The sequence below is a fragment of the Citrobacter sp. Cpo109 genome, assembly GCF_030332565.1.
Classification (GTDB): Bacteria; Pseudomonadota; Gammaproteobacteria; order Enterobacterales; family Enterobacteriaceae; genus Citrobacter; species Citrobacter portucalensis.
The window spans coordinates 265,229-278,704 of sequence record NZ_JAOWHQ010000042.1 but is presented as its reverse complement, the minus strand read 5'-3'; the positions used below and the strand labels follow the sequence as shown (position 1 = coordinate 278,704).

15 protein-coding genes are annotated in these 13,476 nt (G+C 51.2%); 10 read left to right on the top strand and 5 right to left on the bottom strand.

Annotated elements, in window-relative coordinates; translation table 11 throughout:
• Positions 1-47: 47 nt before the first annotated feature.
• Positions 48-767 (bottom strand): fatty acid metabolism transcriptional regulator FadR, encoded by a 720-nt coding sequence (gene fadR / locus OGY71_RS02875; RefSeq protein ID WP_003833559.1) that lies wholly within the window; start codon positions 765-767, stop codon positions 48-50.
• Positions 768-1,003: 236 nt separating this feature from the next.
• Between fadR and nhaB the strand changes: the two genes are divergently transcribed.
• From nhaB to OGY71_RS02860, 3 genes are all read left to right on the top strand, one after another.
• Entirely contained in the window at positions 1,004-2,548 is a 1,545-nt protein-coding gene (gene nhaB, locus OGY71_RS02870) for a Na(+)/H(+) antiporter NhaB (protein WP_286612805.1), read from the top strand.
• 141 nt (positions 2,549-2,689) lie between these two features.
• Positions 2,690-3,220: a disulfide bond formation protein DsbB gene (dsbB, locus tag OGY71_RS02865; protein WP_003844060.1), complete on the top strand. Its 531-nt coding sequence runs from the start codon at positions 2,690-2,692 to the stop codon at positions 3,218-3,220.
• A gap of 110 nt (positions 3,221-3,330) precedes the next feature.
• Positions 3,331-3,672: a TehB family protein gene (locus tag OGY71_RS02860; RefSeq protein ID WP_003020940.1), complete on the top strand. Its 342-nt coding sequence runs from the start codon at positions 3,331-3,333 to the stop codon at positions 3,670-3,672.
• A gap of 29 nt (positions 3,673-3,701) precedes the next feature.
• On the opposite strand, the gene ycgN is transcribed toward OGY71_RS02860, so the two are convergent.
• The 3 genes from ycgN to OGY71_RS02845 all read right to left on the bottom strand — a co-directional run bounded on the left by ycgN (position 3,702) and on the right by OGY71_RS02845 (position 5,263).
• A complete protein-coding gene (gene ycgN / locus OGY71_RS02855) occupies positions 3,702-4,148 on the bottom strand; it encodes a cysteine cluster protein YcgN (protein WP_003020944.1) in 447 nt (148 codons plus the stop codon).
• A 92-nt stretch (positions 4,149-4,240) separates the two neighbouring features.
• Entirely contained in the window at positions 4,241-4,900 is a 660-nt protein-coding gene (locus OGY71_RS02850) for a fumarylacetoacetate hydrolase family protein (RefSeq protein ID WP_003833734.1), read from the bottom strand.
• 69 nt (positions 4,901-4,969) lie between these two features.
• On the bottom strand, positions 4,970-5,263 hold the full coding sequence (locus OGY71_RS02845) for a YcgL domain-containing protein (protein WP_003833735.1): 294 nt from the start codon (positions 5,261-5,263) through the stop codon (positions 4,970-4,972).
• Between the two features lie 126 nt (positions 5,264-5,389).
• Between OGY71_RS02845 and minC the strand changes: the two genes are divergently transcribed.
• From minC to minE, 3 genes are read left to right on the top strand one after another with little or no spacing between them, the layout of a single operon-like run.
• A complete protein-coding gene (gene minC, locus OGY71_RS02840; RefSeq protein WP_003833736.1) occupies positions 5,390-6,097 on the top strand; it encodes a septum site-determining protein MinC in 708 nt (235 codons plus the stop codon).
• Positions 6,098-6,120: 23 nt separating this feature from the next.
• Complete coding sequence (gene minD, locus OGY71_RS02835; protein ID WP_003020956.1) at positions 6,121-6,933, top strand: septum site-determining protein MinD; 813 nt, start codon at positions 6,121-6,123, stop codon at positions 6,931-6,933.
• A 3-nt stretch (positions 6,934-6,936) separates the two neighbouring features.
• On the top strand, positions 6,937-7,203 hold the full coding sequence (gene minE, locus OGY71_RS02830; RefSeq protein WP_003833739.1) for a cell division topological specificity factor MinE: 267 nt from the start codon (positions 6,937-6,939) through the stop codon (positions 7,201-7,203).
• 86 nt (positions 7,204-7,289) lie between these two features.
• On the opposite strand, the gene OGY71_RS02825 is transcribed toward minE, so the two are convergent.
• Positions 7,290-8,207, bottom strand: a complete 918-nt coding sequence (locus OGY71_RS02825; protein WP_003833741.1) for a LysR family transcriptional regulator — start codon at positions 8,205-8,207, stop codon at positions 7,290-7,292.
• A gap of 103 nt (positions 8,208-8,310) precedes the next feature.
• Between OGY71_RS02825 and OGY71_RS02820 the strand changes: the two genes are divergently transcribed.
• The 4 genes from OGY71_RS02820 (at position 8,311) to OGY71_RS02805 (ending at position 13,452) form a co-directional block, all read left to right on the top strand.
• On the top strand, positions 8,311-9,393 hold the full coding sequence (locus tag OGY71_RS02820; protein WP_164562678.1) for a tartrate dehydrogenase: 1,083 nt from the start codon (positions 8,311-8,313) through the stop codon (positions 9,391-9,393).
• 251 nt (positions 9,394-9,644) lie between these two features.
• Entirely contained in the window at positions 9,645-11,246 is a 1,602-nt protein-coding gene (locus OGY71_RS02815) for a BCCT family transporter (RefSeq protein WP_286612802.1), read from the top strand.
• 44 nt (positions 11,247-11,290) lie between these two features.
• Entirely contained in the window at positions 11,291-12,415 is a 1,125-nt protein-coding gene (gene yeaW / locus OGY71_RS02810; protein ID WP_003833746.1) for a carnitine monooxygenase, oxygenase subunit YeaW, read from the top strand.
• 71 nt (positions 12,416-12,486) lie between these two features.
• Entirely contained in the window at positions 12,487-13,452 is a 966-nt protein-coding gene (locus OGY71_RS02805; protein WP_003833748.1) for a PDR/VanB family oxidoreductase, read from the top strand.
• Positions 13,453-13,476 lie beyond the last annotated feature (24 nt).

Genomic DNA, 13,476 nt, shown 5'->3' with positions numbered 1-13,476 from the left:
TGTAGGCCGGATAAGACGCTTTGGCGTCGCCATCCGGCATGGAGCGATTAACGGCCCTGAATAGCTAAGTCGCCCGGCAGGCTCTTCTGCATACGATGCCAAATTTCGCCGCTGTCGTGACCATAGCGGCGCACCGTTTCATACACCTGCTCATGAGCGCCCTGCTCGCAGAGTTCTGACAGTTTACGGTAGAAGCTCAGCGCCAGCGCGCGCGCTTCCGGATTGGCAAAATAATGACGGCCAATGCGGGTATATAATCCTTTCATACCGTTGAGGATCAAACCGTAAATCGGATTGCCGGAGGCAAATGCCAGACCGCGGAAAATGTTATAATCCAGATCGGCAAATGCGTCAGCGTGGTCGGCCACCTGATTTGCCGTCGCCAGAACCTCCTGCGCTTTATCAGGATGCTGGCGAAACGCAGTACGAACAAAGATCGTTGAAATATTGGTACGCACAGACAGCAGATTATCAATCAACTGCGGGACACTCTCGTGATCGAGACGCGCCAGCGTTTCAAGAATATTCAGCCCGGAGGTTTCCCAGAAGTTATTCACCTTCGTCGGTTTGCCGTGTTGAATGGTCAACCAGCCATCTCGCGCCAACCGCTGCAATACTTCGCGTAGCGTGGTACGTGTCACCCCAATAAGTTCGGAGAGTTCACGTTCAGCGGGCAAAATAGTGCCAGGTGGGAAGCGGTTATTCCAGATACTTTCAATGATGTACTCTTCCGCGAACCCAGCCGGGCTTTGCGCCTTAATGACCATAGTAAAAATTCCATTACACAGCAAAACATAGTTACACACATCATACCAGATGGGTATCTTAGCTGATAGCTGACGCAATGAAGAAAAAGTGGATCAAGGCTTCATTTTCCAAATAACGCTACAGTACAGCCAACCTTGTCAGTCTCGTGAATAGCTTGCCTGTACTCCCTCCTCCCGCTAAGCTTTGCTGTCAAACATAAAAACATGATTTCATTTTTAAAGGTAGGGAAATCACCATGGAGCTATCATGGGGCCGCGCGATGTGGCGCAATTTTTTAGGTCAATCACCAGACTGGTACAAACTTGCACTGCTTGTCTTCTTAGTCGTCAACCCGATTATTTTTTTCATCAACCCTTTTATCGCCGGCTGGTTGCTGGTGGCCGAGTTCATTTTCACGCTGGCGATGGCGTTAAAATGCTACCCACTGCTGCCAGGCGGGCTGTTGGCTATCGAAGCTGTCATTATTGGCATGACCAGCGCCACGCATGTGCGTGAAGAGGTTGCCGCAAACCTTGAGGTGTTATTGCTGCTGATGTTTATGGTGGCAGGCATCTACTTTATGAAGCAGTTATTACTGTTTATTTTCACGCGTCTGCTGCTCACTATTCGCTCCAAGACGCTGCTGTCGCTGTCTTTTTGTGTTGCAGCCGCTTTCCTCTCGGCGTTTCTCGATGCGTTGACCGTCGTGGCCGTGGTGATCAGCGTTGCGGTCGGTTTTTATGGTATCTACCATCGCGTTGCTTCTTCTCGCGCGGAAGACAACAACATGCTCGATGACAGCCATATCGATCAGCACAATAAAGTCGTACTTGAGCAGTTCCGCGGTTTTCTGCGTAGCCTGATGATGCACGCGGGTATCGGTACGGCGTTAGGCGGCGTGATGACCATGGTGGGCGAACCACAAAACCTGATTATCGCCAAAGCAGCTGGCTGGCATTTTGGTGACTTCTTCCTGCGCATGTCGCCGGTTACCGTCCCGGTACTGATTTGCGGCCTGTTAACCTGTGTGCTGGTCGAGAAATTACGCTGGTTTGGCTATGGCGAAACGCTGCCGGAGACCGTCCGTGATGTCCTGCAACAGTTTGACGATCAGAGCCGCCAACAACGTACCCGTCAGGACAAAATCAAACTGATTGTCCAGGCGATTATTGGCGTCTGGCTGGTCGTTGCTTTGGCCCTGCACCTGGCAGAAGTCGGATTGATCGGTTTGTCGGTCATCATTCTGGCAACCTCGTTGACCGGCGTCACCGACGAACATGCGATAGGTAAAGCCTTTACCGAGTCGCTACCCTTCACCGCGCTGCTGACCGTGTTCTTCTCTATTGTCGCGGTGATTATCGATCAACAGCTCTTTTCGCCGATAATTCAGTTTGTTTTGCAGTCTTCTGAGCATGCTCAACTGACGCTGTTTTATCTCTTCAACGGCCTGCTGTCTTCGATCTCTGATAACGTTTTTGTCGGCACTATTTACATTAACGAAGCCAAAGCCGCACTGGAACAAGGGACCATCAGCCTCAACCAGTACGAACTGTTAGCGGTAGCGATTAATACCGGGACCAACCTGCCTTCCGTGGCTACACCAAACGGTCAGGCGGCGTTCCTGTTCCTGCTGACCTCCGCGCTGGCACCATTGATTCGCCTCTCTTATGGCCGCATGGTGTGGATGGCTCTGCCGTATACTCTCGTCCTGACGCTCGTTGGTCTGCTTTGCGTCGAGTTCACGCTGGTACCGGTGACCGAGTGGATGACTCAAACGGGCTGGTTAGCTACACTTTCATAACAATTAACCGGGCAAATCACTGCCCGGTTTGACTTTTTGCATGATAAATATCCGATTACGCAAATTTTCAATTCCCGCTAGTGGCGCATAAAGTGAATTGGTTTAAACTGCGGTCTCTACGCATGTTGCAGGGAAATGATTATGTTGCGATTTTTAAACCAGTGCTCCCGAGGTCGTGGAGCATGGTTATTGTTGGCGTTAACCGCCTTTGCGCTGGAGCTCGTCGCGCTGTGGTTCCAGCACGTCATGCTGCTAAAACCTTGCGTGTTGTGTATTTACGAACGTAGCGCATTATTCGGCGTGATGGGTGCAGGGCTGGTTGGTGCTATCGCACCAAAAACACCGCTGCGCTATGTGGCGATGATAATCTGGATTTACAGTGCCTGGCGCGGACTTCAGTTAGCGTATGAGCACACCATGATTCAGCTGCACCCATCACCGTTTATGACCTGTGATTTTGCCGCACGCTTCCCAAGCTGGCTGCCACTGGACAAATGGCTGCCGCAGGTGTTTTTAGCGTCCGGTGACTGTGCTGAGCGCCAGTGGTCTTTTTTAACCCTGGAAATGCCGCAGTGGCTGTTGGGGATCTTCGCCGCCTACCTGGTGGTCGCCGTGCTGGTGGTGATAGCACAGCCGTTCAAGCCGAAAAAACGTGACCTCTTCGGTCGCTAATAGAGACGCTCCTTCGGGAGCGTTTTTTTTGCCTTAAATTCATTGCCTGCTGGCATCTATAAGATGTATATTAAATACATCTTATAGATGCCACACCAAGGAGATGTCTTATGTCCCATTTACGCATCCCGGCAAACTGGAAAGTTAAACGCTCTACTCCCTTCTTTACCAAAGACAACGTCCCTGCAGCACTGCTTTCTCACCATAACACTGCAGCAGGCGTTTTTGGCCAGCTTTGTGTGATGGAAGGTACGGTAACGTATTACGGCTTTGCCAATGAAGACGCAAAAGAGCCTGAAGTAAAAGTGGTGATTAATGCAGGTCAGTTTGCGACCAGTCCACCGCAGTATTGGCATCGCGTTGAATTAAGCGACGACGCCCAATTCAACATCAATTTCTGGGTTGAAGATGACAACCATGGAGATGAGATGTATCAGGCGAAAAAGTCTTAAGCCTTAACGCCTGCTAATCGATGGGCGGCTTAGTCCGCCCATGAAGGTTTGTTCAGAATATGATCCTGCCAGTCACGCACTTCCGATTCTTTCACCGCAATATGACGTACTGAAATACGTTCACCGTGCATCGCCGCTTTTGATCCCGTCAGCAGTGGATGCCACTCCGGCAGCCCTTTACCTTCCGCTAGCAGACGATACGCACAGGTCATCGGCAGCCATTCAAAGGTAGGCAGATTATCGCGCGTCAGTTTGATACAGTCAGGCTCGTACTCGAATCGACGTTCGTAATTACGGCACTGACAGGTTTTGATATTGAGCTGCTTACACGCGACGTTAGTAAAATAGATTTCGTCGGTGTCTTCATCCATCAGCTTATGCAGGCAGCATTGACCACACCCGTCACATAATGACTCCCACTCGGCATCGGTCATTTCATCCAGGGTTTTACTTTGCCAGAAAGGTATGTCGCTCATCAGGGTATCCGCTATTGCAATAAAGCTGCACCTTATAACCAGTCTGGCACGCTGATGCAAGTTTTGCCGCCCGAAAAGGCGGCAAGAAGAGATTACAGCACGCGTGTCGTCAGCGTTTGACCATGAAAACTGATAGCCAGTTCATCACCGCTGTTTAACGGCCCAACGCCCGCTGGCGTCCCCGTCAACACAACATCGCCCGCTTTGAGGGTAAAGAAACGACTCATGTAGGCAATCAAAGGAACGATTTGATGGATCATATCCGCCGTGGTGCCGTGCTGACGCTGTTCACCGTTGACCGTTAATCCGAGCATCGTATCCTGTGGATCGCCGTTAAACTCCGCCACCGGAATAAACCCTGACAGCGGGCAAGAGTTATCAAAACCCTTCGCTTTTTCCCATGGCTGCCCCGCCTTCTTCATTTTGCCCTGAATATCACGCAGGGTCAGATCCAACGCGACGCCATAGCCCGCGATGGCTTTGCGCACATGTTCTTCCGTCGCCTGACGTAAGGTCGCGCCAATCAAAACAGCCAGCTCAACTTCATGGTGAACCGAACCCATATCAGATGGGATAACCAGCGGCTGACGCAAATCGCACAGCGCGGTTTCCGGTTTAATAAACAGCACCGGCTCTTCCGGAGGCGTTCCACCCATCTCTTTAATATGGTTGGCATAGTTACTCCCTACGCAAACCACCTTACTCACCGGATAATCCAGCAGAGCACCATGCCAGTTATGATGTTGATACATTACTTTCCCCTAACGTAGTTATCAATTTCAGGTACTGCATCGATGGGGCGTGCTGCTGCCGGATGCAGTTTAACGTTTATCGTCTGGTGTATTTTGTTTCGTCGCGGCCAGATGCTGTTTAAGTAAATCTTCTGGCGGCGGTGGTATTTGTAAATAATAGCCCTGCTCGGTGAGTGCCTGTTTTACTTTTTCCAGATCGGCATTAACCAGCTTTTTACGGCCATCAAGCGGCAACATCATTGCCAGCGTCGGCTGACCAAATCCTTTCATCAGTTCTTCAGGAACTCGCGAGAAATCGTCTTTTTTTTCGACATATAAATAGGTCTGGTCACGTTTACTGCTTCGGTAGATCACACAAAACATATCTTTTACTCTGAATTCACGGAATGGTGGCTTGCCTCAATATAATACTGACTATAACATGCCTTATAGTCTTCGGAATATCACCCCGCGCTGGGGATGATAAATAGCAAATTGAGTAAGGCCAGGATGTCAAACACGCCAATCGAGCTTAAAGGCAGTAGCTTCACCTTATCAGTGGTTCATTTACATGAAGCAGAACCCGAGGTTATTCGTCAGGCGTTGGAAGACAAAATCGCGCAGGCACCTGCTTTTTTAAAACATGCTCCCGTAGTGGTTAACGTGAGTGGTCTTGAAAGCCCGGTAAACTGGTCAGCGCTGCAGAAGGTTGTCGCGTCTACCGGATTGCGCATTATCGGCGTTAGCGGATGCAAAGACGCCAGACTCAAGGCTGAAATCGACGAAATGGGTCTTCCTTTACTGACTGAAGGTAAAGAAAAAGCTATTCGTCCTGCGCCCGTTGAGGCCCCGGCTCCCGTCGCTCCGCCACAAAACGTTACTCCCATCACAAAAACACGATTAATAAATGTGCCGGTTCGTTCCGGTCAGCGCATTTATGCACCACAATGTGATCTGATTGTTACAAGCCACGTCAGTGCAGGCGCAGAGCTTATCGCTGATGGCAATATTCATGTTTATGGAATGATGAGAGGCCGTGCGTTGGCAGGCGCAAGCGGTGACCGGGAAGCGCAAATTTTTTGTACCCATCTGACGGCAGAACTGGTGTCTATCGCAGGTGTTTATTGGCTGAGTGATAAAATCCCAGCAGAATTTTATGGCAAAGCGGCACGTCTGCAATTAGCAGAAAACGCTTTGACAGTTCAACCGTTGAATTGATCCCTTTTTAACAAGGAATTTCTATGGCACGCATTATTGTTGTTACTTCGGGTAAAGGGGGCGTTGGCAAAACCACCTCCAGCGCGGCCATCGCTACAGGTTTGGCCCAGAAGGGAAAGAAAACTGTCGTTATTGATTTTGATATCGGCCTGCGTAATCTTGATCTGATTATGGGTTGTGAACGCCGCGTCGTTTACGACTTCGTCAACGTTATTCAGGGCGATGCGTCGTTAAATCAGGCGCTAATCAAAGATAAGCGTACCGAAAATCTCTTTATTCTTCCGGCCTCACAAACTCGCGATAAAGACGCGTTGACGCGTGAAGGCGTCGCGAAAGTTCTGGACGATCTGAAAACGATGGAATTCGACTTCATCGTCTGCGACTCTCCGGCGGGTATTGAAACCGGTGCGCTGATGGCCCTCTATTTTGCCGATGAAGCGATTATTACCACCAACCCGGAAGTCTCCTCTGTACGTGACTCTGACCGTATTCTGGGTATTCTGGCGTCGAAATCTCGTCGCGCGGAAAACGGTGAAGATCCAATTAAAGAGCATCTGCTGCTTACGCGCTACAACCCTGGCCGCGTAAATAAAGGTGACATGCTGAGCATGGAAGACGTACTGGAAATTCTGCGAATCAAGCTGGTTGGCGTGATTCCTGAAGATCAGTCAGTCCTGCGCGCGTCTAACCAGGGTGAGCCGGTTATTCTCGACATCAATGCTGATGCCGGTAAAGCCTATGCTGATACCGTAGACCGTCTGTTGGGAGAAGAACGTCCTTTCCGCTTCATTGAAGAAGAGAAGAAAGGTTTCCTCAAACGCCTGTTCGGAGGATAAGTTATGGCATTACTGGATTTTTTTCTCTCGCGGAAAAAGAGCACAGCGAACATCGCTAAAGAGCGACTGCAGATTATTGTTGCGGAACGTCGTCGTAGTGACGCCGAGCCACATTATTTACCGCAGCTGCGCAAGGATATTCTCGACGTTATCTGCAAGTATGTACAAATTGATCCCGAAATGGTCACGGTACAACTTGAACAAAAAGACGGCGATATTTCGATCCTCGAACTTAACGTGACATTACCTGAAGCGGAAGAGTCTAAATAAGCTCTTTTGTCGCTAAATCATGGTTACGAAAAAGGCAGATTATTCTGCCTTTTTTATTTTCTATCTCTGACTAACCTATCGAGCATTTATTCTAAAGTAAACTTTGGGTAGTTTTCGGCAAAATAGCGGCGCAAATACTCAACCGTAATACGGATTTTTGCCGACGTCGCCAGCCGGGAGACATAAACCGCCCATATATTGGCGGGTTGATAATACTCAGGCAATATATGCACCAGATGTCCGCTGGCAATGTTGTCGCAAACGTCCCACCACGAACGCAAAGCAATTCCCTGCCCATCCAGACACCATTGATGTACCACTTCGCCATGGTTAGACGACAGCGGCCCCGTAACCTTTATTGAGTGTGCGCCCTCTTTATTACGCATTTGCCAGATACCAAACGGATGGTCGCGTTCTTTAATAACCAGGCAGGGAAAAGTAGAAAGATCGTTCAGTTGTTTCGGCACTCCATGCTGCGCCACAAATTCCGGCGAGGCGCACAGAATACGGTAGTTAGTCGCCAGCTTGCGGGCAATCAGGTTCGGCGCGATATCATCCCCGATACGAATATCAAGATCGACGCCCTCATTGACCATATCTACCAGACGGTCTTCAACATCGAACCTCAGTTCTAACTGCGGGTACTCTTTTGCCAGCGCAGACAGCGCCGGAGCGACCACCCGGCGGCCAAAACCAAAGCTACTGATAATTCGTAGCATCCCCTGCGGGATCTGCCTGGCATCGGACAGCTCGTCCATCATCTGATCGACATCCTGCAGGATCCGCTGTGCCCATTCGTAGATCCGCTCCCCCTCTTCCGTGATGGTTACGCGCCGCGTTGTTCGGTGCAACAGCACCACGTTCAGCGTTTGTTCCAACAGGGCAACGCGCTTACTGATAAAAGCCGGAGATACGCCCAGCTCTTCGGCAACGGCGGCAAATCCCGCACGACGGGCAACCAGCATAAAGACGCGTAAATCATTTAACAGCGGCAGATTATTCATGATCTGTGTTTTATGTTTCACCAGTTAGGGGGATTAACTATTAATCAGTCAATTATAGGATACGGGGAAAGTCAATTTTGATGGCGTACAAGTGAGAGCTGCTATGAAGAAAACCTGTCGTATTGCCGCTATCCCCGGAGATGGCATTGGTAAAGAAGTCCTGCCTGAAGGCATTCAGGTGTTGCAGGCAGCCGCCGAGCGTTGGGGGTTGTCACTCAGCTTTGAGCAAATGGAATGGGCCAGCTGCGAGTACTACGCCCATCACGGGAAGATGATGCCGGATGACTGGCATGAGCAGTTACAATCCTTCGATGCTATCTATTTTGGTGCCGTTGGCTGGCCGGAAACCGTACCGGACCACATCTCATTATGGGGTTCACTGCTTAAGTTTCGCCGCGAATTCGACCAGTATGTCAACCTGCGCCCGGTACGCCTGTTTCCAGGCGTACCTTGCCCGCTGGCAGGCAAGCAGCCTGGCGACATTGATTTCTATGTGGTGCGCGAGAACACCGAGGGAGAATACTCTTCACTCGGCGGACGCGTAAGCGAAGGTACAGAACACGAAGTGGTTATCCAGGAGTCGGTCTTCACCCGTCGCGGCGTGGATCGTATATTGCGTTACGCTTTCGAGCTGGCGCAAAACCGCCCGCGCAAAACCCTGACCTCGGCGACTAAATCCAATGGACTGGCCATCAGCATGCCGTACTGGGACGAGCGCGTGGAAGCAATGGCGGCTAACTATCCCGAGATCCGTTGGGATAAACAGCATATTGATATACTCTGCGCCCGCTTTGTGATGCAGCCGGAGCGTTTTGACGTGGTGGTTGCCTCCAACCTGTTTGGCGACATCCTTTCCGATCTGGGTCCAGCCTGTACCGGAACGATTGGCATTGCGCCTTCAGCCAACTTAAACCCGGAACGCACCTTCCCGTCCCTGTTCGAGCCAGTACACGGTTCGGCCCCCGATATCTACGGCAAGAACATCGCCAACCCTATAGCGACTATCTGGGCTGGCGCCATGATGCTCGACTTCCTTGGCAACGGTGATGCCAACTATAAAGCCGCCCACGACGGTATTCTGGCAGCAATTGAGCATGTTATTGCCAGCGGCCCGAAAACGCCAGATATGAAAGGCAACGCCACCACCCAACAGGTAGGTGAAGCCATCGCTCAGGCACTGCGTTAGAGGTCAAACCACGAAATATGAGCCGCGTCACTGACGCGGCTTTTTTATGCGCTTTATGTCGCCAAAAACCTGCGCCAATTCACCTTTTATTATTTCCGTTCCGTGTTTTATTGCTTCACGTATCGGGCAATTGTTTAATTCATGTAAAGAACAAATAATAAAATTGTTAAACACAAAATCACTAATTCCCTACAGCATGATAACAACGACAGGCTAATGCCATACGCGGGCAACTGTGCCCAGGAGATCCCATGTTGAGCAACGTAAAGAAAAAAGACATGCCGCTGATAGCCATCAGCCTGGTGGCTATTCTTTTCATCGCCGCCACACTTAGTCTCTTCCCTCAGCAGTCTGCACAAGTTGCAAATACCCTTTTTAACGGCGTTACCCGGATGCTGGGTTCCGCCGTGCAGATCCTCGTTCTGATGGCGATGGGTCTGGTCGTCTGGCTGGCCACCAGCAAATACGGCAACATTCGTCTGGGAGAAGGAAAAGCGGAATACAGCACGCTGTCCTGGCTGTTTATGTTTATTTGTGCCGGACTAGGTTCCTCCACGCTCTACTGGGGCGTTGCTGAGTGGGCCTATTATTACCAGACCCCGGGTCTTAATATCGCTCCGCACTCGCAAAAAGCGCTGGAATACAGCTTACCCTACTCTTTTTTCCATTGGGGAATCAGCGCCTGGGCGACCTATACGCTGGCTTCATTAACCATGGCCTACCACTTTCATGTGCGGAAAAACAAAGGGCTGAGCCTGTCCGGAATAATCGCCGCTATCACCGGCGTGCATCCGCAGGGCGTGTGGGGCCGGCTGGTTGATTTGATGTTCCTGATCGCAACAGTTGGCGCGTTAACCATCTCTCTGGTTGTCACCGCCGCCACCTTTACCCGTGGTTTATCTGCTCTCACGGGTTTACCGGATAACTTCACCGTACAGGCGTTTGTTATCCTGTTCTCTGGCGGCATTTTCTGTCTGAGCTCCTGGATTGGCATCAACAACGGCTTGCAACGTCTGAGCAAAATGGTCGGCTGGGGGGCGTTTTTACTGCCGCTGCTGGTGCTGATTGTCGGCCCGACCGAATTCATCACCAATAACATCGTCAACGCCATTGGTCTGACGACGCAAAACTTTTTGCAGATGAGCCTGTTCACCGATCCACTTGGCAACGGTGAGTTCACCCGCAACTGGACGGTGTTCTACTGGCTGTGGTGGATCTCCTACACCCCTGGCGTGGCAATGTTTGTCACTCGCGTATCCCGTGGTCGCAAAATCAAAGAGGTTATCTGGGCATTAATCTTAGGTAGTACCGTTGGCTGCTGGTTCTTCTTTGGCGTGATGGAAAGCTACTCCATTCACCAGTTTGTGAACGGTGTGATCGACGTACCGCAGGTTATGGCCACGTTAGGCGGCGAAACAGCCGTACAGCAAGTGTTGATGTCGTTGCCTGCCGGGAAACTGTTCCTGGTGGCGTATCTGGCGATCATGATTATTTTTCTCGCCTCGCATATGGATGCCGTCGCCTACACCATGGCGGCCACCAGCACGCGTAACCTGCAGGAAGGGGAAGATCCGCAGCGTAGCTTACGTCTGTTCTGGTGCGTGGTCATCACCCTGATCCCCTTATCGATTTTATTCACCGGCGCGTCCCTGGAAACCATGAAGACCACGGTGGTTCTGACCGCACTTCCCTTCCTCGCCATTCTGTTGGTGAAGGTTGGCGGTTTTCTTCGTTGGGTACGGCAGGACTATGCCCACGTTCCTGCGCATCAAATTGAAAGTCATCTTCCCGAAACGCCAGTTAACGCCCCCGTTGCGCCACCGGCCGGGACATTACTCAAAGGCGACAATTAAGCGCCAGTAAAAAATCCTCTTACTCACAAATTAAAGGTATTCCAATGAGCAATCTGAGCCCTGAGTTTATTCTGCCGCAAAATTTCTGTGCCAACCCGCAGGACGCCTGGACTATCCCTGCCCGGTTCTATACCGACCATCAGGCCTTCGAGCACGAACAAGAGAAAGTGTTTGCTAAAAGCTGGATTTGCGTCGCCCACAGTAGCGAGCTGGCAAAGCCCAATGATTATGTTACCCGGGAAGTGATTGGCGAGAACATCGTGCTGGTACGGGGTCGCGATAACGTGCTGCGCGCGTTCTACAACGTTTGCCCGCATCGTGGTCATCAGCTGTTGAGCGGCGAAGGGAAAGCGAAAAATGTAATTACCTGCCCTTACCACGCATGGGCGTTCAAACTTGACGGCAATCTGGCGCATGCGCGTAACTGCGAAAATGTCGCCAACTTCGACAGCGAAAAAGCGCACCTTACACCTGTACGTCTGGAAGAGTATGCCGGATTCGTGTTTATCAACATGGATCCGAACGCGGGCAGCGTGGAAGAACAACTCCCAGGTCTTGCAGACAAAGTTATCGAAGCCTGCCCTGATGTGCATGACCTGAAGCTGGCGGCGCGCTTTACGACCCGAACTCCAGCCAACTGGAAGAATATTGTCGATAACTATCTGGAGTGCTACCACTGTGGCCCGGCTCACCCTGGTTTTTCCGACTCGGTTCAGGTTGATCGTTACTGGCATACTATGCACGGCAACTGGACGCTACAATACGGTTTCGCCAAACCGTCAGAGCAGTCATTTAAGTTCGAAGAAGGTGTTGATGCCGCCTTCCACGGTTTCTGGCTGTGGCCGTGCACCATGCTCAACGTTACGCCAATCAAAGGCATGATGACCGTTATCTATGAATTTCCAGTGGATGCAGAAACTACGCTGCAAAACTATGACATTTACTTCACCAACGAAGAGCTGACCGAAGAGCAGAAACAACTGATCGAATGGTATCGCAACGTCTTTCGTCCTGAAGATTTACGTCTGGTTGAAAGCGTGCAAAAGGGGCTGAAATCGCGCGGGTATCGCGGTCAGGGCCGCATTATGGCCGACACCAGCGGCAGCGGTATCTCCGAACATGGCATTGCCCATTTCCATAATCTGGTCGCGCAGGTGTTTCAGGAATAACCAGAGGCTGTAACGACAGGTTCCGGCGCATCGTTAAGCCGCGCCGGACAGATTTTTTAGGGAGTGCCGCAATGTCTGATTATCAAATGCAAGAAGTCCGGGTCAGTCGGATTGAGACCATTACCGCGCAGGTAAAACGCTTCACCCTAATGGCGACCTCAGGCCAGCCGTTGCCTGCGTTTCAGGGTGGCAGCCATATCATCGTGCAGATTCGCGATGGCGAGAATCTATACAGCAATGCGTACTCGCTGATGAGTTCACCCTTCGATACCAGCGCCTGGCAAATCGCCGTACGACTGGAAGAGGCGTCCAAAGGCGGCTCACGTTATCTGCATCAAAAGGTGAAACCCGGCGACACGCTCACGATTTCTACGCCTAACAATCTGTTCGCCCTCGCCCCTCAGGCACAACAACATCTGTTGATTGCCGGAGGTATCGGCATCACACCGTTTTTATCGCAGATCCCGGAGCTGGAACACTCTCAGGCAGAATGGCAACTGCATTATTGCTCTCCCAGTCAGGACAACTGCGCGTTTTATGACGAACTCCTGCAGCACCCCAGCGTCGATCGTATTCATCTGCATCTGTCAAGCGCAGGAACCCGCCTTGATTTATCTCGCCTGCTGGCCGATGTCGAACCCGGCACACATATTTACACCTGCGGGCCAGCAGTGCTCAACGATGCCGTCAGAGAAGCGGCTTCCCTCCATAGACTGGACAGCAATACGCTACATTTCGAACAATTTGCGCTGGAAGATAAAAGCGGTGATGCCTTTACCCTGGTGCTGGCGCGTTCAGGACGCGAGTTTGTGGTCCCGGAAGAGATGACCATTTTGCAGGTTATCGAAAATAACAAAGCCGCGCGCGTTGAGTGCCTGTGCCGGGAAGGCGTGTGCGGCACCTGCGAAACAACGATTCTTGAAGGGGAAGCGGATCACCGCGATCAGTATTTCAGCGACGACGAAAAAGCCAGCCAGCAGAGCATGCTCATTTGCTGCTCTCGCGCCAAAGGTAAGCGCCTGGTGCTTGATTTGTAGCGTTGCGCAGGCCGGGTTAGCAAT